18 protein-coding genes, 1 tRNA gene and 1 pseudogene are annotated in these 19224 nt (G+C 64.3%); 13 read left to right on the top strand and 7 right to left on the bottom strand.

Annotation, left to right across the window (positions count from 1 at the left end; all coding sequences use genetic code 11):
• Positions 1–117: 117 nt before the first annotated feature.
• The 4 genes from FJW10_RS08630 to FJW10_RS30365 all read left to right on the top strand — a co-directional run bounded on the left by FJW10_RS08630 (position 118) and on the right by FJW10_RS30365 (position 4369).
• A complete protein-coding gene (locus FJW10_RS08630; RefSeq protein ID WP_140899733.1) occupies positions 118–1665 on the top strand; it encodes a sigma-54 dependent transcriptional regulator in 1548 nt (515 codons plus the stop codon).
• A gap of 378 nt (positions 1666–2043) precedes the next feature.
• Positions 2044–3897 carry a DUF882 domain-containing protein gene (locus FJW10_RS08625; RefSeq protein ID WP_140899732.1) on the top strand — a complete coding sequence of 618 codons (1854 nt, stop codon included), beginning with the start codon at positions 2044–2046 and terminating at the stop codon, positions 3895–3897.
• Positions 3898–3993: 96 nt separating this feature from the next.
• Positions 3994–4067 (top strand) — tRNA-Gln (locus FJW10_RS08620).
• A gap of 125 nt (positions 4068–4192) precedes the next feature.
• Positions 4193–4369: a hypothetical protein gene (locus tag FJW10_RS30365; RefSeq protein ID WP_181177458.1), complete on the top strand. Its 177-nt coding sequence runs from the start codon at positions 4193–4195 to the stop codon at positions 4367–4369.
• Positions 4370–4422: 53 nt separating this feature from the next.
• On the opposite strand, the pseudogene FJW10_RS08615 reads toward FJW10_RS30365, so the two are convergent.
• A pseudogene (locus FJW10_RS08615) lies at positions 4423–4662 on the bottom strand (AraC family transcriptional regulator); the annotation flags it as partial.
• A gap of 15 nt (positions 4663–4677) precedes the next feature.
• On the opposite strand from FJW10_RS08615, the gene FJW10_RS08610 reads away from it, so the two are divergent.
• On the top strand, positions 4678–4953 hold the full coding sequence (locus FJW10_RS08610) for an SDR family NAD(P)-dependent oxidoreductase (protein ID WP_246674161.1): 276 nt from the start codon (positions 4678–4680) through the stop codon (positions 4951–4953).
• 9 nt (positions 4954–4962) lie between these two features.
• On the opposite strand, the gene FJW10_RS08605 is transcribed toward FJW10_RS08610, so the two are convergent.
• Positions 4963–5601 carry a 2-dehydro-3-deoxy-phosphogluconate aldolase gene (locus FJW10_RS08605; RefSeq protein WP_140899731.1) on the bottom strand — a complete coding sequence of 213 codons (639 nt, stop codon included), beginning with the start codon at positions 5599–5601 and terminating at the stop codon, positions 4963–4965.
• 150 nt (positions 5602–5751) lie between these two features.
• Between FJW10_RS08605 and FJW10_RS08600 the strand changes: the two genes are divergently transcribed.
• From FJW10_RS08600 to FJW10_RS08590, 3 genes are all read left to right on the top strand, one after another.
• Positions 5752–6681 carry a rhodanese-related sulfurtransferase gene (locus FJW10_RS08600; RefSeq protein WP_181177463.1) on the top strand — a complete coding sequence of 310 codons (930 nt, stop codon included), beginning with the start codon at positions 5752–5754 and terminating at the stop codon, positions 6679–6681.
• Positions 6682–6804: 123 nt separating this feature from the next.
• Entirely contained in the window at positions 6805–7536 is a 732-nt protein-coding gene (locus FJW10_RS08595) for a tellurite resistance TerB family protein (RefSeq protein WP_140827411.1), read from the top strand.
• Positions 7537–7864: 328 nt separating this feature from the next.
• The gene (locus tag FJW10_RS08590) at positions 7865–8626 is read left to right on the top strand and encodes an SDR family oxidoreductase (RefSeq protein ID WP_140899730.1); all 762 of its coding nucleotides are present in this window, start codon (positions 7865–7867) and stop codon (positions 8624–8626) included.
• A gap of 14 nt (positions 8627–8640) precedes the next feature.
• Here the strand turns inward: FJW10_RS08590 and FJW10_RS08585 are convergent, their stop codons facing one another.
• Entirely contained in the window at positions 8641–9825 is a 1185-nt protein-coding gene (locus FJW10_RS08585) for a pyridoxal phosphate-dependent aminotransferase (RefSeq protein WP_140827416.1), read from the bottom strand.
• Positions 9826–9907: 82 nt separating this feature from the next.
• On the opposite strand from FJW10_RS08585, the gene FJW10_RS08580 reads away from it, so the two are divergent.
• From FJW10_RS08580 to denD, 4 genes are all read left to right on the top strand, one after another.
• On the top strand, positions 9908–10594 hold the full coding sequence (locus FJW10_RS08580) for a GNAT family protein (RefSeq protein ID WP_140899729.1): 687 nt from the start codon (positions 9908–9910) through the stop codon (positions 10592–10594).
• Positions 10595–10658: 64 nt separating this feature from the next.
• Positions 10659–11660: a cation diffusion facilitator family transporter gene (locus tag FJW10_RS08575; RefSeq protein WP_140827421.1), complete on the top strand. Its 1002-nt coding sequence runs from the start codon at positions 10659–10661 to the stop codon at positions 11658–11660.
• Positions 11661–11711: 51 nt separating this feature from the next.
• On the top strand, positions 11712–11918 hold the full coding sequence (locus FJW10_RS08570) for a hypothetical protein (protein ID WP_140827422.1): 207 nt from the start codon (positions 11712–11714) through the stop codon (positions 11916–11918).
• Between the two features lie 2 nt (positions 11919–11920).
• Complete coding sequence (gene denD, locus FJW10_RS08565) at positions 11921–12895, top strand: D-erythronate dehydrogenase (protein WP_140899728.1); 975 nt, start codon at positions 11921–11923, stop codon at positions 12893–12895.
• Between the two features lie 66 nt (positions 12896–12961).
• Here denD and FJW10_RS08560 read toward each other — a convergent pair whose 3' ends face one another.
• The 4 genes from FJW10_RS08560 to FJW10_RS08545 form a co-directional block, all read right to left on the bottom strand.
• Positions 12962–14173: a nickel/cobalt transporter gene (locus FJW10_RS08560; protein WP_246674160.1), complete on the bottom strand. Its 1212-nt coding sequence runs from the start codon at positions 14171–14173 to the stop codon at positions 12962–12964.
• 102 nt (positions 14174–14275) lie between these two features.
• Positions 14276–14944 (bottom strand): DUF1007 family protein, encoded by a 669-nt coding sequence (locus FJW10_RS08555; RefSeq protein WP_140899726.1) that lies wholly within the window; start codon positions 14942–14944, stop codon positions 14276–14278.
• A gap of 172 nt (positions 14945–15116) precedes the next feature.
• The gene (locus tag FJW10_RS08550; RefSeq protein WP_140827434.1) at positions 15117–16016 is read right to left on the bottom strand and encodes a LysR family transcriptional regulator; all 900 of its coding nucleotides are present in this window, start codon (positions 16014–16016) and stop codon (positions 15117–15119) included.
• A 2-nt stretch (positions 16017–16018) separates the two neighbouring features.
• Entirely contained in the window at positions 16019–17215 is a 1197-nt protein-coding gene (locus FJW10_RS08545) for an amidase (protein WP_140899725.1), read from the bottom strand.
• Between the two features lie 539 nt (positions 17216–17754).
• Between FJW10_RS08545 and odc2 the strand changes: the two genes are divergently transcribed.
• Positions 17755–18888, top strand: a complete 1134-nt coding sequence (odc2, locus tag FJW10_RS08540) for an ornithine/lysine decarboxylase (RefSeq protein WP_140827438.1) — start codon at positions 17755–17757, stop codon at positions 18886–18888.
• Positions 18889–19224 lie beyond the last annotated feature (336 nt).

The following is a 19224-nucleotide window of genomic DNA, read 5'->3' as shown; positions in this document are numbered from 1 at the left end:
AAGGAGAAGCCGGTCAAATCCTAAGGAATTCGTTCACCGGGTTTTTTGAAACCTTATTTAGAACCCTGTGCCAAGATGATCCACGGGGATTTTCTCGGGCGGACAACTCAAACAGTCATGACAGGTTCCATACTCATAGTCGATGACGATCCGGTGCAGCGCCGGCTGGTCGAGGCCGCGCTGACCAAGTTCGGCCACAGCGCGATCGTCAGGGATAGCGGCGAGGCCGGCCTCGACGCGCTCGATGGCCCGAACGCGCGCGAGATCTCCGTCGTCATTCTCGATCTCGTCATGCCCGGCCTCGACGGCATCGGCGTGCTGAAGGCGATGCGCGAGCGCGCCATCAACATTCCCGTCATCGTGCAGACGGCCCAAGGCGGCATCGAGACCGTCGTCTCGGCGATGCGGCACGGCGCCTTTGATTTCGTCGTCAAGCCGGCGTCGCCCGACAGGCTGCAGACCGCGATCTCCAACGCGCTCAAGGTGGAAGCCGTCGAGGACGAGATGAAGCGCGCGTCGCGGCGCCGCGGCGGCGGCCATCTCACCTTCAAGGACATGATCACGCGCAGCCCGGCAATGGACCGGGTGATACGCCTTGGACAGAAAGCGGCGGCCTCCAACATCCCGATCCTGATCGAGGGCGAATCCGGCGTCGGCAAGGAACTGGTGGCGCGCGCCATCCAGGGCAGCGGCGACCGCCGCTCGAAACCGTTCGTCACCGTCAATTGCGGCGCCATCCCTGACAATCTCGTCGAATCGATCCTGTTCGGCCACGAGAAGGGTTCCTTCACCGGCGCTACCGACAAGCACACCGGCAAATTCGTCGAGGCGAACTCCGGCACGCTGTTCCTCGACGAGATCGGCGATCTGCCGCTCGACGTCCAGGTCAAGCTGCTGCGCGCCGTGCAGGAGGGCGAGGTCGACCCGGTCGGCGGCCGTTCGACCGTCAAGGTCGATATAAGGCTGATCTCGGCCACGCACCGGAACCTCCTGCAGCAGGTCAAGGACGGCAAGTTCCGCGAGGACCTGTTCTACCGGCTGAACGTCTATCCGATCTTCGTGCCGCCACTGCGCGACCGCCGCGACGACATTCCCTACCTTGTCCGGCATTTCATGGAGAAGGTCGCGCCGACCGATCCGCGCCGCCGCCTTGCCGGCATATCGGCCGCGGCGCTTGCCATGCTGCAGGCCTATGACTGGCCGGGCAATATCCGCCAGCTGGAAAATGCGGTCTTCCGCGCCTCGGTGCTTGCCGAGGGGGATGTGCTGACCGAGGAGGAGTTCCCGCAGATCCGGGCGCAGGTGGAAGGCACGGTCAATCTCGAAGCGGAACCGGCATCCGCAGTCGCCGAAACGATTGCGGACGCATCCCGGCAAGCGGAGGAGACCGTTGCCGACGCAACGGCGACCGGTTTGGCCGACGGCGAGACGCCAGCCAGGCCGCAGCCGCGTTTCGGGACGCTTCGCGCGCTTGACGAGCGCGGCAATGTGCGGGCGCTCGCCGATGTCGAGCTCGAAATGATCAAGCTTGCGATCGACCACTACAATGGCCAGATGAGCGAAGTCGCCCGCCGGTTGGGCATCGGCCGCTCAACGCTCTACCGCAAGTTGAAGGAATATGGCATTGACCCCGAGGCCGGCCGCGTCGACCGGCTTGCCTCATGACAGGCAAGCCTCGAACCAGCTTGCTTGCCTAAAATCCGAGTCAAATTGTCGCTTTTGACGTGAAAACACAGGATTTTCAGCGGTTGGCGTTGCCGAGGATCACGCATTAACGCCAACGGTAACAGATCGTGTTCTGGCCGAGGCCGGATTCTCGATCTAAACCAGCGGTTTACCACGAAATGCTGTGCATAATTTTTGACGGGATATCGCCACGGTGTTACCGCATTTCGGCTTCAATAAACGATGATTAACCATTAGGATCGATATTCGGATGTGAAAACCACGCATCCGTTTTGTCAAATCCGGGGACAAACGGCAGCCTGAAAGCCATTTGATTTGAACAAAGTCGAACGACGCAAAAACGGGCGGCATTTTCACATGAGCGTCTGGCCGAGGTGGCTGACGTTCGTGATTTTGGCCGTCGGGTTCCTGTCTGTGGTGACGTCGGGCGCCAGGGCCGAAGTGCGTACGCTCAAGCTCTATCACCTGCACACGCACGAGAAGGCCGAGATCGTCTACAAGCGCAATGGCCGCTACGATTCGGAAGGCCTGCGCAAGATCAACATCATTCTGCGCGACTGGCGCCGCAACGAGCCGACCAAGATGGATCCGCGGCTGCTCGATCTCGTCTGGGAAGCCTATCGCGAAAGCGGCGCCACCGACTATATCCAAGTGGTCTGCGGCTATCGTTCGCCGTCAACCAACGCGCTGTTGCGTTCGCGCAGCCGCGGCGTCGCCGAGAAGAGCCAGCACATGCTGGGTAAGGCGATGGATTTCTACATTCCCGGCGTGCCGCTGAAGAAACTGCGCAACATCGGCCTCAAGATGCAGGGCGGCGGCGTCGGCTATTACCCGACTTCCGGCTCGCCATTCGTGCATATGGATGTCGGCAACGTGCGCCATTGGCCGGGCATCAGCCGCCAGGAACTGGTCAGCCTGTTCCCCAACGGCAAGACGCTGCATGTGCCGAGCGACGGACGCCCGTTGCCCGGCTATGAGCAGGCAGTGGCAGCGTATCAGGCGCGTAAGGGCGCCGGCACCCCGAACATCGAACTGGCCAGCGCCGGCGGCTCGACCAAGCGTTCCGGCGGCCTTTTTGCCTGGTTCGGCGGCGGCGCCGACGAGGCCGATGACGACGCCGACGAAAGTGCCCCGGCGCCTCAGCGGAAAGCCGTGAAGCAGGTCCAGGTCGCCAGCGCCGCCACGACACGCGACAGCAATCTTTCGGGCATCGCGATTGTCGCACCGAAGGATGCCAAGCGCGCCAACATCCCGCAGATCGCGGATGACAGCGCCGACGAGCAGCAGCCGCAGCAGGATACGCCGGAGACGATCATCGCCGCCCTGCCGCCCAAGGAAATCCCGCTGCCCGACTTCGCGCCGCGTCCGAAGGCCGATGTCGGCCAGCAGACGCCGCAGAACGTGCCGTTCGCCACGGCGGACGCCTCGGCGACGACGGAGCAGGCGGTTGCGACGGCCCAGGCGCCCGTGCCGGACAAGGTTCCGTTCGGCACAGCCAGCGCCGCGGAGGCCGCGAGCACCGATCCGGCGCAGGTGGCGGTCAACAACATCCCGCTACCGACCTGGCGTCCTGACCGCTCGACGCCGGCGGAACTCGCGCCGAAGGACAAGAACGTGCTTCTGGCGTTGGCCGAAACCGCTTCGCAGGACAAGAGCGCGACCGACGCGTTCTCGGTGCTGCCGACCGCACGGCCGCAGCCTGGCAAGCAGGATGAGGTGAAAGCCGTTCTCGAACAGGCCAATGCAACCGTAGGGGCCGATGGCGGCGGCGCCGAGTATCAGCTCGCGTCGCTGACCGAACCGGAACCGCGCTCCGCATTCAACGATCCGTCGGGCGTCGATGCGGCCTCGCCGCGCCAGGCCATCGCCGCGCTTCCGGCCGGGACCGATCCGGCGAAGGCGATCGGCGCCGGCGTGAAGACGACGGCCAAGGAAGGCAGGGCATCCGCCCACGATCTGAAGCCCGGGCCCAAGGCCATGGTGGTGGCGGCGCCGCCGCAAGCCGCGCGCTGGGCACTGGGCGCTGGCGTCAACATCGCCTCGGTTTCCGACCCGACGACAGCGCCGCGATATGCCTACAACATCGTGCATACGCCGCCGAGCGAAGTGTATACGGCCGGCTTCCAGGCGGACGGCGGCGTGCCGGACGCAAGCCGGTTCACCGGCAACGCGGTGAAGTTCCTCTCGGTCGCGCGCTTTCAAACGAAATAGCGACGACTCAGCGTGGCCACCCACAAAGCCGCGTTGGCCCGTCAGCGCGGCTTTTGTCTTTCATGGCAGCGCCGCTACCTGTTAGCCAGAAGGTCTTCCCGCTTCGTCTAATGGTAGGACAGCGCCCTTTGAAGGCGTGAATCGTGATTCGAATCCATGAGCGGGAACCAGACATGGCAATGCCCCGGTCGGCGTTCGGTGTGCGCATCTTCACGCCAGGCTAAACTTACCGTGAGGTTGGAGCGCCGCGCCCAATGATGGGTTAGAAGGGGTTCGTTCCAAACTGGGGATATTCATGAAGAAGATTGTATTGGCGTCAGTTCTGGCGCTGGCCGCGGCATCGGCTGTCGTCGCTCCCTCGCAAGCCGAAACCGTGATCGTCAAGACCGGACGACATCATTGCGTGACCAAGCTGGTGACGCATTGGCGCCACCAGCACAAGGTGGTCGAGAAGGTCAGGGTCTGCAGATAGTTGCGGTTGCAAGACCAGTCCCGGCCGGCGCAAACCGGCCGGTTTTTTAGTGCTCAGTCAATTTCCAGCGTGGCCGCTTCACCCCTGGCCAGGAGCCGCGCGGCGTCGCGCGAGGGCGGCACTCCGAACTGGCGCGTATATTCGCGGCTGAACTGCGAGGCGCTTTCGTAGCCGACGGTGAAGGCGATATGCGCCGCGCTTCCCGGTCGCGCGATCAGCAGATGGCGTGCCTCCAGAAGGCGGAGCTGCTTTTGATACTGGATCGGGCTCATCGCCGTCGCCGCCTTGAAGTGGCATGAAAGGCGGCGTTGCTCATATGCGACAGCCAGTCGCCGAACGTCATGGGCTATGGCAGTTCGAAGACCGCGCTCAACGCCGTCACGCTGTCCTTCGCCCGGGAACTCGCGCCTCGCGGCATCATGGTCAACGCCGCCGCTCCCGGCTACACCGCGACGGACCTCAATGCGCACAGAGGCGGGCGCACGGTGCAGCAGGCGGCCGAGATCATCGTGCGGCTGGCGATGCTGGAGCCAGGCGGACCGACGGGCGGCTACTTCGATGAGAACGGCGCGCTGCCCCGGTGAGGGCGCTGATTACTTCCTGAGCTTGCTCGCCTCACGCGCCAGCGCTTCGATCTCGTCCCACTTGCCGGCCTTGATGAGATCGTCGGGCGCCACCCAGGAGCCGCCGACGCAGATGACGTTGGGCAGGCTCAGATAGTCGGCGGCATTCCTGGCCGTTATGCCGCCGGTCGGACAGAATTTCACGTCGGCGAGCGGCGAAGCGAAAGCCCTCAGCGAAGCGATGCCGCCGGATTGCTCGGCCGGGAAGAATTTCAGGAAGCGCAGGCCGGCTTCGCGCGCGGCCATGATCTCCCCGGGCGTGATGGCGCCGGGCAACAGCGGCACGGGGCTGTCCTTGGCCGCGTCGAGAAGCTCTCTGGTGATGCCGGGACTGACGATGAATTTCGAGCCGGCGCGTGCTGCTTCATCGAACTGCTTGGCATCGAGGATAGTGCCGGCGCCGACGATCGCCTCTTCGACCTCGGCAGCCACGCGGCGGATCGCCTCCAGCGCGTCGGCGGTGCGTAACGTGATCTCGATCGCCGGCAGGCCACCGCGCGAAAGGGCGCGAGCGAGCGGCACCGCGTCCGCGACATTGGCAATCTTCAGCACCGGGATGACCGGTTGACCGTTGAGAAGCGACAGGAGCTTTTCGGCCTTGCTGGTCATGTGCTGGTCTCCATTTCTATCACTTTAAACCGATTAGCAGAAGGGTCCGCTCAAGTCCACGAAGCCCGGCGTGTCGCGATGCCGCGCAGCGGATCGCCGGGGGCCCTTTGAGCCTTGAAACCGCTTTCACCACGGTCTAGTGGCATGACCATGACAACAGCCATGGAAATTCAGCCGGTCCACGTCGCGGCGCTCTATAAATTCGCGCGGCTCGACGGATACGAGACCCTGCGCGCGCCGCTCGCGGCCTTCTGTTGCGGACGCGGCATCAAGGGTACGTTGCTTCTGGCGCATGAAGGCATCAACGGCACCGTCGCCGGCAGCGAGGAGGCGATCGCCGCGCTGATGGATCACCTCGAGGCCATCGAAGGCCTTGCCGGGCTGGAAGTCAAATACAGCAGCGCCGCCGAAATGCCGTTCCACCGCATGAAGGTGCGGTTGAAGCGCGAGATCGTCACCATGGGCGTCGAGGATATCGATCCGGCGGCGAGCGCAGGCACCTATGTCGCGCCGGCCGACTGGAACGCGCTGATTTCCGATGCCGATACCTTGGTGATCGACACGCGCAACGCCTATGAAGTTTCGCTTGGCACCTTCAAGGGCGCGGTCGACCCCAGGACCACCAGCTTCCGCGAGTTCCCGGCCTGGGTCGAGCAACACCGCGAGGACCTTGAAGGCCGCAAAGTGGCGATGTTCTGCACCGGCGGCATTCGCTGCGAGAAGGCGACGGCCTATGTGAAGTCGCTCGGCCTCAAAAACGTCTTTCATCTCAAGGGCGGCATCCTGAAATATCTGGAAGAGGTCCCGGCCGAGGAGAGCCTCTGGCAAGGCGAATGTTTCGTGTTCGACGAACGGGTGTCCGTCTCGCACGGTCTCGCGGAGGGCGAAGCGGAACTCTGCCGCGCCTGTCGGCACCCGCTGACGGTCGAGGACAGGTTGTCGCCGAAATACGTGCTCGGCGTTTCATGCCCGCATTGCTTCGAAACGCGGTCCGATACGGATCGCGAGCGCTACGCCGAACGCCACCGTCAGGTCGAACTTGCGCAAGCGCGCGGCGGCAAGCGCCATATCGGAAGCTAGAGCCACACGCCCTTGCGCGTAAAACTCGCCTCGTCATTGTAATGTCAATGCGCGGGGCCTACCTCTTGCCGGTCCGAAACCATGCCCGCGCGCATTTCGGCCGGGCCAATTCTGGAGGCATTGATGCTCGACCCCAAGAAGCTGCTCGACGACCTTCTCGGCTCGCAAATCCCCGGCACCGGATCGACCGTCCGCGACAAGGCGGGGCAGGCGGTGCAGATGGCGAAGGACAACCCGCTCGCCGCCGGCGCGCTTGCCGCCGTGCTGCTCGGCACCGGCGCCGGCCGGCAGGTGACGGGCGCGGCCGTCAAGCTCGGCGGCCTGGCGGCGATCGGCGGCCTCGCCTACAAGGCCTATCAGAACTACAAGAACGGCGCGGAGCCGGCCCAGGCGCCGGCGTCCGGCGAGCCGGAATTGCTGCCGCCGCCCGCCGATACCGCCTTCGATCCCTCGCAGGCGCCGCAAGGCGAAGCCGAGTTCACGCTGACGCTGGTCAGGGCGATGATCTCGGCGGCGAAGGCCGACGGCCATGTCGATGACGACGAGCGCAGGAAGATCGCCGACAAGCTCAAGCTCGCCGGCATCGGCGCTGAAGCGGAAAAATTCCTGCTCGCCGAGCTCGAAAGCCCGCTCGATCTCGACACGCTGGTCGCCGGCGCCAAGACCGATGCGCAGAAGCTGGAGCTCTACACCGCCTCGCGGCTGGCCATCGATCCCGACACGCGCGCCGAGCGCGGCTACCTCGACCTGCTCGCCGGCCGCCTCGGCCTCCCGGACGCCCTGGTCGATCATGTCGAGGCGACGGTTTCGGCGGCAAAGGTGCCCGCGGGAAGCGCGCCCAGCTCGCCCCGGTGAGCACTGGATCAGGATGACGTTTCGTTGAATCGTCATCTCGATCTGACTCTTTGTTGGAACATGATCTTCTCCGAAAACCGGTTCCCACTTTTCGGGATCATGCCCCAAGGTTAGCGGGTGTGGTTGCCGTTAACTTCTCGTTAACCCAGCAAGCGCATCATTCTAACCAGTCGGACCGGCTTTTCCTCCTCCCAAGCGCGGTTCAGATCAGGGCGGTCGCTAATGGCCGCCCTTTTTGTTGGCCTCTTCTTTACCACCAACAGCTGCTTGCCATGACCCATGGCATTTGCGATGCCACGTTCTTCCATCCATGACCGGGAGGACGGCGATGACAGCCATAGCACACAAGACCGCCATCGTTACCGGCGCCGGCACCGGCATCGGCAAGAGCGTCGCGACGGCGCTGCTCAAGGCAGGCTGGAACACGGTGTTCTGCGGCCGCCGCAAGAAAGTGCTGGAAGAAGCGATCGCCGAGGCGGGGAAGACGCAAGCCAAGGCATTGGCCGTCGCCTGCGACATCAGCAAGGCCGACGAGGTGGACGACATGTTCGAGACCGTGCTCGAGGCCTTCGGCCGCGTCGACCTGCTCTTCAACAATGCCGGCATGGGTTACAAGTCGACGCTGATCGACGAAATCCCGGTCGAGGTCTGGAACGACGTCCTCGGCGTCAACCTCACAGGCTCGTTCCTATGCGCCCGCGCAGCCTTCGGCGCCATGCGCCGGCAGAAGCCGATGGGGGGGCGTATCATCAACAACGGCTCGGTGTCGGCCTATGCGCCTCGCCCCGGCTCCGCGCCTTATACGGCGACCAAGCATGCGATCACCGGGCTGACCAAGACGCTGGCACTCGACGGCCGGCCTTTCGACATCGCCTGCGGCCAGATCGACATCGGCAATGCGCTGACCGAGATGGCGCAGCCGATGACGGTCGGCGTGCCGCAGGCCAATGGCTCGATCGCCGCCGAAGCGGTGATGGATGTCGAGCGCGTGGCCGATGCGGTGCTGCACATGGCGAGCCTGCCGCTCGACGCCAACGTGCTGTTCATGACGGTGATGGCGACGAAGATGCCGTTTGTCGGGCGCGGGTGAACGCGCCCGACGGGTCACTTTTTCAGAAACGCCTCGGTCCGTTCCAGCGCGCGCAGGATGTTCTCCTCGGAATTGGCATAGGAAAGCCGGATATAACCTTCGCCGAGAACGCCGAAATCGGGGCCGCCGATCAACGCCACGCCGGCATCCTCCAACAGCGCCGAAGCGAGCTTCTTGGCCTTCCAGCCGGTTTTCGAGACGTTGGGGAAGGCATAGAAGGCGCCCTTCGGCGTGATGCAGGAAATGCCGGGAAGCGCGTTCAGCCCCTCGACCACGATCTTCCTGCGGTTGTCGAAGGCGCGCATCATCTTCTCGACATCGTCCTGCGGGCCGTCGATCGCCGCGATGCCGGCGAACTGGCTCGGCGCGTTGACGCAGGACCAGCAGTTGACCGCCAGCTTGCGCACCTTGTCGTAGAGATGCGCGCCCTTGTCGCCGTTCGGCCAGATCGACCAGCCCATGCGCCAGCCGGTCATCGCCCAGGTCTTCGACCAGCCGTTGAGCACGATCAGCCGATCACGAATTTCGGGGAAGTTCAGCAGCGAGCAATGAGTCTCGCCGTCATAGGTCATGACGTCGTAGATCTCGTCCGACATGATGGCGACCTGAGGGTGCTCCTCCAGGCCCTTGACCAGCTTCTCGATCTCGACCCGCGGAGTGACGCCACCGGTCGGATTGGCGGGCGAGTTGAGGATGAGCAGCCTGGTCTTCGGCGTGATCAGCGCCAGCGTCTCTTCCGCGGAGAAGGCAAAGCCGTTTTCCTCGCGGATCGGCACCGGCACCGGCGTGGCGCCGGTGAACTCGATCATCGAGCGGTAGATCGGAAAGCCGGGATCGGGGTAGAGGATCTCGGCGCCCGCCTCGCCGAACATCAGAATCGCGGCAAACATCGTCGGCTTGCCGCCCGGCAGGATCATCACATTCTCGGGCGACACCTCGACGCCGGTGGTGGTCAGCGTGCGGCGCACGACCGCCTCGCGGGTGGCTAAAAGGCCGTTGGCCGGCGTGTAGCCATGGTGGCCGTCACGCAGCGCCTTGATCGCCGCCTCGACGATGTGCTGCGGCGTTTTGAAGTCGGGCTGGCCGATGCCGAGGTTGACGATATCGCGCCCCTGATGGGCAAGCGCGGTGGCCCTCGCCAGCACCGCGAAGGCATTTTCCTCGCCGAGACGGTCGAAGGCCGCGATCGTGTGGAGCATTTTTCCCGTCCCTGTGGTTCTTTCTGTGAGCGAGCGTTTTTGTGACGGTCCGCAGGTAAAAGTCAACGGATTGGAGTGGCCGGTGTCGGAAGATCTGAAGAATTGGCAGCCGCGTCCGCGGCCGGAACGCAAGGTGCTCGAAGGCCGTTATGTGCGCCTTGAGCCGTTCAGCGCGGCAAGGCATGGCGATGGCCTCTATGAAACCTCGTCGGTCGCCGATATCGATGGGCGCTTCGCATGGTTGCCGGACTATCCGCCGAAAAGCCGCGCCGCCTTCCAGCCATGGCTCGACAAGGCCGAGGCGCTTGAGGATCCGCTGTTCTTCACAGTCATCGACAAGGCAAGCGGCAAGGTCGCCGGACGACAGACGCTGATGCGCATCGATGCCAACAACGGCGTCATCGAGATCGGCAACATCTATTGGGGACCGTTGATCTCGCGCAAGCCGGCGGCGACCGAAGCGCAGTTCCTGTTCATGAAATACGTCTTCGACGAGCTCGGCTATCGCCGTTACGAGTGGAAGTGCAACAATCGCAACGAGCCGTCGAAGCGCGCGGCCGAGCGGTTCGGCTTCAAGTTCGAGGGCATCTTCCGCCAGCATTTCGTGATCAAGGGTGAAAACCGCGATACGGCGTGGTATTCGGTCATCGACAAGGAGTGGCCGGCACTCCGAAAAGCCTATGAGGTCTGGCTCGATCCGGCAAATTTCGATGCCCAGGGAAGCCAGAAACGGCGGCTTGAAGATTTCCGCGCCGAGTTCGGCGCGTAGATCATGATCCTGAGAACCGGGATACCGGTTTTCAGGACCATGGTCGGCAGACAGGAGTTTGGTGGTGGCGCATGACCATGCTTCGGACGATCACGGCCCGGCCGGTCATAGCCACAGCCATGGCGCCGGGCATGTGCATGGCTCAACCGACAAGAAGCGGGTGCTGATCGCTGCCTGTTTGACCGCCGGCTTCATGGTCGCCGAGGCGCTGGGCGGCTGGCTTACCGGGTCGCTGGCGCTGGTCGCCGATGCCGGGCACATGCTGGCTGACGCCATCGCGCTCGGCCTAGCCTGGTACGCCTTTCATCTCGCCGGGCGTCCTGCCACCGGCCGTCTCACCTATGGCTTCGCCCGGGTGAAGACGCTGGTCGCCTACACCAACGGTATCGCCATCTTCGTCATCGCGCTCTGGATCGTCTACGAGGCCTGGGGCCGGCTGATGACGCCGGCCCCGGTGCTGGGTGGGCCGATGCTGGTGGTGGCGGTGGCAGGCCTCCTGGTCAACATCGCCTCCTTCCTCGTGCTGCATGGCGGCGATCGAGAGAGCCTCAACATGCGTGGCGCCATCCTGCATGTGCTGGGCGATCTGCTGGGGTCGGCCGCGGCCATCGTCGCCGCCATCGTCATCCTGGCGACGGGCTGGACGCCGATCGATCCGATCCTGTCGGTGCTGGTGTCGCTGCTCATCCTGTCGACGGCATGGTCGCTGATGCGCGCGGCCGCCAATGTCCTGCTCGAGGGGGTGCCGGCCAGCCTCGACCGCGACCTGATCGCCAGGGATATCGAAGGCGCGGTGAAGGGCGTGCGCGAGGTGCATCACATGCATGTCTGGTCGCTCGACGGCACCTCCAACATGGCGACGCTGCATGCTTGCCTGAACGACGGCGTCGATGCGCATGTGGCGGTGAGCGCCATCAAGAAACGGCTTGCGGCCGAGCATGGTATCGAGCATGCCACCGTCGAACCCGAATTCGGCCAATGCGCGGACAGCCATGACGAGCACGACCACCATCACGATCACGACCACGCGCATGATGCGCCGCGCGACCGCCGGCACTATCACTGACCGCGGCCTGATGACAAAACCGAGCAGCCTCGACATGAAGAACGCCCGCTGATGGACCGTGACACCCGCAACGCTGCGGCCGCCGCGGCGGTGATACTGGTTGTATTCGGCCTCGCCGCCTATTTCCTGCCGGCCATCATGCTGGCCGCTGGCAAGGTATCGACGGTCCTGGCGGCCGCCATCGCCGTGGTCTTCATGGTCGGACTGTTCGTCGTCCTGTGGCTGCGCGGACGCAGCCAGCGCAAGAAAGGTCTCTGAAGATGAGAATACTGATCACCGGCGCCGCCGGCATGGTGGGCCGCAAGCTTATCGCGCGCCTAGCCAGGGACGGCGCCCTGCGTGGGGGCAAGATTACGGCGCTCGACCTGCACGACATCGTGGCGCCGCAGGCGCCGGCGCTCGTGGGCGTGGATGTCTCGATCCACACCGGCGATCTTTCCGCGCCCGGCGCCATGGCCGCTCTCGTGGCTCCCCGCCCGGATGTGATCTTCCATCTGGCCGGCATCGTGTCGGGCGAGGCGGAGGCCAATTTCGACCTCGGCTATCGCGTCAATCTCGACGGCACGCGCGCGCTGTTCGACGCCGTGCGGCTGGCGGCGTTCGCGCCGCGCCTTGTCTTCACATCGTCGATCGCCGTGTTCGGCGCGCCGTTCCCGGACGTCATCCCGGATGAATTCCATCCGACGCCGCTCACTTCATACGGCACCCAGAAGCAGATGAGCGAAGCGCTGCTTGCCGACTATACGCGGCGCGGCTTCTTCGACGGCATCGGCATCCGGCTGCCGACGATCTGCGTCCGCCCCGGCAAGCCGAACAAGGCGGCGTCGAGTTTCTTCTCCGGCATCATCCGCGAGCCGCTCGCTGGCCAGGAGGCAATCCTGCCGGTGCCGCGCTCGGTGCTGCACACCCATGCCAGCCCGCGCTCGGCGGTCAATTTCCTCATCCATGCTGCCGAAATCGACGGCGACAAGGTCGGACCGCGCCGCAACCTCACAATGCCGGGCGTCGCCGTCACCGTCGGCGAGCAGATCGAGGCGCTTGAGCGCATCGCCGGCGCCGAGGTCGTGAAGCGGATCCGCGAGCAGCCCGACGAGGTCATCTGGGCGATCGTCAAAGGCTGGCCGACGCGGTTCGAGGCAAGGCGAGCGAGGGAGCTAGGCTTCGCCGCCGAAAGCAATTTCGACGAAATCATCCGCGCGTATATCGAGGACGAACTCGGTGGGAAGATCGCCTGATGTCTGTCGATACCAGGTGATGCTGGGCTGACCCGCAGATCGACCCAGCTCGGCCACTGCTTTTGATCAGACGCCGCCCGACAGGCTGGCCGACAGAAGCAGCAGTCCGATCAGGAAGATGAAGGCGGCGCCGCCGATCTCGACGATCGAGTGGATGCGGTTGCCGATGCGTCCGTCGCCGGCGAAATAGACCGCCCAGTTCTTGGCCAGCACGGCGATCGTCGCCAGCGCCGAGACGGTGATCGCGGTGCCGATCGACATCGCCAGCACGGACAGCAAGCCACCGAGCCAAAGCCCGTTGAGCAGCGCGAAGCTCAGCACGATCAGCGCGCCGGAGCAGGGGCGGATGCCGACGGCGGCGACCGCCGACCAGGCCGTGCGCCAGTCGAAACGGTCGCCCGACAGCATTGCCGGATCCGGCGCATGCGAATGGCCGCAGGTCTCGCAGACTTCGCCCGGGCCGTGGTCGTGGTGGGCGTGATCGTGCGCTGCTTGATGGTGGTGTTCATGCGCGTCGAGATCATGGGCGTGCGCATGCGAATGGTCATGATGATCATGATCGTCATGCACGTGCAGGGCATGGGAATGGGCGGCGTGCGCATGTGCGTGGGAATGGCCCGCATGCGAATGGGCATGGGCGTGTCCCGCATGGGAATGCCCGCCATGCGAATGGCCGGCATGGGCCGCCGACAGGCTGTAGGCAGGCGCTCTGCCGAACAGGCGCAGCACCGACGGACCGAGCTTGCGCCACAGCAGCCAGGCGCCGAACAGGGTGACCAGCACAAAGCTGGAGATTTCGAGGAACCAGGCGGCGTCGGTCATCGAGATCGCGGTGCCGCGCAGCACGAAATAGGCAAGCATCATGACGACCACCGCCGTCAGGCCCTGCAGCAGCGCCGAGACGAAGGAAAGCAGGATGCCGCGCCGAAGCGCGACTTCGTTGGCGATCATATAGGAGGAGATCACCGCCTTGCCGTGGCCCGGGCCTGCGGCATGGAAGATGCCGTAGGCGAAGGACAGGCCGATCAGCAGCCAGAGCTTGCTGCCGTCCTGGCGCATCGCCTTCATGGCGGCGGCGAGCGAATGGTAGAATTCCTGCTGCCGGAGATTGATCCACATCAGGATATGGGCGAACGGCCCCGTGGTGGTTGGCGCCATGCCGTCATTGGTGCCGATGCCGAGCGAGCTTTGCGCGTGCGCGACGACGGGCAAATGGGCGATCACCAAGGTGGCGGCCAGCAGGCAGAGCGCTAAGCGGATATTCGTGGGATGCCCCACGAATATCCGCCTAGATTCCTTTGTTTGTCGCAGGTTCCGATCGCAAAACCGCAGGGCACTTTTGCGAAACCTGCTTGCGCGCAGCGACGGTTTCATCACCAATCATCCTTCCGGCGGGCAGTCCAATTCGAGCTTGGTAGCGAAGATCTTGCTCATGTCGGTGCCTGTCGGATCGTTGAAGAACGCGTCCGTCAGGGTCTTCTGGTTTTCCTTGATCGCCTCGTCCGGATCCGGCCGGACGACCTTCTTGGTACAGGTCGAGGGCAGGCCTTCGACGGTGAGGTTGGTGTCGTCGGTGAAATCGATCGCCGTGTAGAAGGTCGGATCGTAGACGCCGATGTCGATCTTGCCGGCGAGCTTGATCGGCTTCTTGGGCTGCGACTCGAACAGGATGATCAGCTGGTCGTTGTCGAAGTTCGCCATCAGATGCGGCGGCGGAACCATCGGCACGTCCTTGCCGTCCTGGGTGACGAGCTGGAAATAGTTGAACTCGGCCAGCGAGGAATGGACGGTGTCGGCCACTTCCTTGAGCTCTTTGTCGTCAAGCTTCAGATCGGAGTTCTTGTCGAACTCCATCATCACTGTACTCGAAAACAGGTCATCGAAGCGCCAAAGGTGGCGCAGCGCCGTCACACTTTGGTGATCCTGGCCGAGGATGACGTCGAGCCGGGCTTCGGCGAAGACATGCGGGTGCACTTCGGCCTGCTCGACCGAGGCCAATGTGGCCGCAAGGGCCGAAGCCAGCATGGTGGCTTGCCTTTTCAGATGCATTCCTTGCCGCGATTCCATTGACGTCGAGAGCGAGCCCGAGAGTTGACAGAAAGCGGGCGAAATTGGGACGCGCATTGATTTCAATGCATGTCGTTCTCCCAAAACCGCACTTTGGGCGCCATGCCTCGGCTTCATTTCGATGCGCGGCGTTGCAAACGTTCGCGCGGCAGCATCAGGCGGTGTCGCGCGTCCTGAACCATTGCACCAGGAAGTCGACGAATACCCGCACCTTGGCCGGCAGATAGCGGCGGTGCGGGTAGACGGCGAAGATGCCGGTGCCCGTCGGAATACGGTCGTCGAGCGCTGTGACCAGCTTGCCGGACGCGACGTCGGGGGCGGCGATGAAATCCGGCAGCATGGCGAAGCCCAGGCCGGAGAGCGCGGCGGCTCTCGCCACGATCGGGCTGTTGACCTCGATCGGACCCGAAACGGCGACGCTGATGGAGTCTTCGCCTTCGCCCTTGAAGCGCCAGTTGGCCAGCGAGCGGCCGTTGGTGTCGACGATGCAGGGCATGTTGGCGAGATCCTGCGGCCGTGTCGGCTTGCCGTGCTTGGCGATCAGTTCCGGCGACGCGCAAAGCCTGACCGAAAACGGCGCCAGCCGCCTGGCGATGAGCGAGGAATTCTCCAGCCGCGAGATGCGCACGGCAAGGTCGAACCCTTCCTCGACAAGATCGACGAAGCGGTCGTCGAGATGGATGTCGAGCACGATGTCGGGGTGCTGCCTGGCGAAGTCGACCAGCGACTGGCCGATCGGCGCGTCGGCGAAGGTGCGGGCGGCCGACAGCTTGATCCTGCCGCGGACGTCGCCGGAAGACTGGCGCACAGCCTCGGCCAGGCTGTCGACCTCACGCACGATCTCGGAGGCGCGCTGATAATAGGTGTGGCCGGCTTCGGTCAGCGAGAACTGGCGCGTGGTGCGGTTGAGCAGCAGCGCGCCGAGCTCGTCCTCCAGCTCGCGCACATATTTAGACAAGAGCGCCTTGGAGCGGCCGATCTTGCGCGCCGCGGCCGAAAAACCTTCCGCCTCGACCACGTCGATGAAGGCGCGCATGCGCGTCAATGTATCCATGGTCAGACCTTTCGTGCCGCGTCGAGAATCTTGCGGCCGAGCCGTATCAGGGCAACGTCGCTGCCGGAAGGTCCGAGCAGCGACAGGCCGAAGGGTGCGCCGTCGACGGAGCCGATCGGCAAGGTGATCTGCGGAAAACCCGAAAGACCGGAAAGGCATAAAAGATGCAGCGCTCTTTCGCGATAGGCCTGGAACTGTTCCGGTATGCCCGCGGCGAGCGGCGCCGCGCCGGGAACGGTCGGCAGGACGAGGAAGCCGTTGTTGCCGAGCAGCGCGCCGAACTCGGTCCGGAACGCCAGCCGGCGCGCGGCTTCGGCCGCGGCGGCCCTAGCGTCGATGGTGCGGCCGAAGCCGAAACGCTCCTCGACGCCGGGGCTCAGGCGGCCACCGGCCGAGATCCAGGGACCATGCTCGCGCCAGGCCTCGAACGCCTGCAAGCGGCGAAAGCACCAGTAAAGCTCGTCGGGGAACGAGGCAAAGGCGTATTCGGTCTCCGCGGGCCGGCCGATGACGCCGGCGGCCAGCGCCTTCATGCGCGCATATTCGGCGGCTTCCGCCGGACCCATGACGAAGGCATCCAGCCAGCGGATCGACAGCGGGCGGTTGAGCGGGTGCTGGTGCGGATCGCGGCCGAGCAAAAGCTTGCCGACCGTCTCATAGGTCTCGATGTCGTCGGCGAACCAGCCGAAAGTGTCGAAACTCGATGCCAGCTTCATCGCACCGTCGAGCGGAATACGGCCATGGGTGGTACGCAGCCCGATCAGGCCACAGAAGCTAGCCGGCGCGCGGATCGAGCCGCCGGTGTCGGAGCCGGTGGCGATGTTCGCCAGACCGCCTGCAACCGCGGCCGCCGAGCCGGAGGAGGAGCCGCCGGTGACCCGCTCGGGCGCGGCGGGATTGACCGGGTAAGGGAAATGCGCGTTCTGGCCGAACAGCGAGAAGGCCAGCTCGTCGGTCTGGGTCTTGCCGACGAATCGCGCGCCGGCATCGAGGATCATCTGTACCGCTTGCGCCGTGCGCGAGGCGGCATGGGCCTCCTCGAATCTCTGCGGGTTGCCGCAGCCGGTGCGGTAGCCGGCGACGTCATAGATGTCCTTGACGGCCAGGCGCAGGCCGGCGAGCGGACCCAATTCCGCATTCGCCACAGGCATTTGGCGCAGATCGAGGAAGGCGTTCAGCGGTCCTTGAGTTCCTGGCATCGTTCGATTTCCGGATACAGTGCGACAAACATTGTTCGATGCCAGAAATTTTACAACCTGCGCTTACGATTTTTATTGATTGTGAAACCCTTCGCTCCTATATCGCGCTTGCCCAAAGTCGCACGTGCCTGTGGGTGTCCGCCGATCCTCGAATGGTGAGGGCAATCGGTAAGGTAACTGGAGCCAACCCCTCCAGTCGGTCAGTGGCCAACCACAAGACCGAGGACACCTTGAAGCAACGACGGTGCGGGCCTTTCTGGTTCTCTTCCGGTTGTCCAAAGACCGGGGTTACTAAAGAGGCACACCTTCATTGCCGGCAGTGCGGACGGGTCTCCCATCCAAGCCAAGGCAGACAAAGCGAACCGAGGCCGGGCAAGGCCAAGGTTCACCGCCGCGAGACGGCGTTTCATGGTTCCGGGGTCTCCACCGGCTGGTTCCATGGATTTCCGTCCCGCCTTTGTCCACCGCGTGTTCGCGAGGCCGACAGCCCGCGTCCCGCAGCCTTATTGCGCGCCGAAAGGCGTTATGGAGAGACCCCGATGGCCACCCAGCGCATCCTTGATTTCCTCGCCACCCGACGTCCGAACGGCCCCTGCCTCGTCGTCGACCTCGATGTCGTGCGCGACAATTTCCGCGCCTTCGAGAAGGCGTTGCCCGATTCCAAGATCTACTATGCGGTGAAAGCAAATCCGGCGCCGGAAATCCTGCGCCTGCTTGCTGCGATGGGCTCGTCCTTCGACACCGCATCGGTTGCCGAGGTCGAGATGGCGATGGATGCCGGTGCGCCGGCCGACCGCATTTCCTTCGGCAACACCATCAAGAAGGAGCGTGACATCGCTCGCGCCTACCAACTCGGCATCCGCCTGTTCGCTGTGGACTGCGTCGAGGAGGTCGAGAAGATCGCCCGCGTCGCCCCTGGCTCGCGCGTGTTCTGCCGCGTGCTGACCGACGGTGAAGGCGCCGAGTGGCCGCTGTCGCGCAAGTTCGGCTGCGTGCCGGCGATGGCCGTCGACGTGCTGCGCCATGCCAAGAGCCTCGGCCTCGACGCCTATGGCGTGTCGTTCCATGTCGGCTCGCAGCAGACCGACCTGACGGCCTGGGATCGCGCGCTGGGCGACGCCAAGAAGGTGTTCGCGACGCTCGCCGAGGAAGGCATCGTGCTCAAGATGGTCAACATGGGCGGCGGTTTCCCGACCCGTTACCTGAAGGACGTGCCGGTGGCCCAGGCCTATGGCCAGGCGATCTTCTCGGCGCTGCGCAAGCATTTCGGCAACGCGCTGCCCGAAACGATCATCGAGCCGGGCCGGGGCATGGTCGGCAATGCCGGCGTCATCAAGTCGGAAGTCGTGCTGATCTCGAAGAAGGCCGACAACGACAATGTGCGCTGGGTGTTCCTCGATATCGGCAAGTTCGGCGGTCTCGCCGAGACGATGGACGAGGCGATCCGCTATCCGCTGGTCACCCGCCATGACGGCTCGGAGACCGCGCCTTGCGTGCTCGCCGGCCCGACCTGCGATTCGGCCGATGTGATGTACGAGAAGACGCCTTATCCGCTGCCCTTGTCGCTGACCATCGGCGACGAGGTGCTGATCGAAGGCACCGGAGCCTACACGACCACCTACTCGGCGGTCGCCTTCAACGGCTTCGAGCCTCTCCGATCCTACGTGATCTGAGCGGCTCGCAAAGGCCGCTCAGATCATCCGGCGCGGGCGATCATGTCGCCCGCCCGGGCTCGCTTGTGGAACAGATCTCCGCTCGTGAAGGGATCGCGGACATGGAATACCTGACCAAATCGGCCGTTGCGGCCACCGAAATTGCCCCCTCGTCCGGACCGTCGGCTGAGCTTTTCTCCGCAGCGAAGAATGGCTCGACGGCAGTGCTTCTTGGCGCATTTTCTTACGGCGAACCGGTTTCCACTTCGCCTGAAAATGCGTTGGCGCCCTCCCTGGCCCTCCGGGCACAGGCTGGCTCGCGCGGCGCGCCGGACGAGGGGGCCACCCAGGCGCCTG

This window comes from Mesorhizobium sp. B4-1-1, assembly GCF_006439375.1.
Classification (GTDB): Bacteria; Pseudomonadota; Alphaproteobacteria; order Rhizobiales; family Rhizobiaceae; genus Mesorhizobium.
Note: the sequence above shows the minus strand (reverse complement) of the source record. Positions and strands in the feature narration are given on the sequence as shown.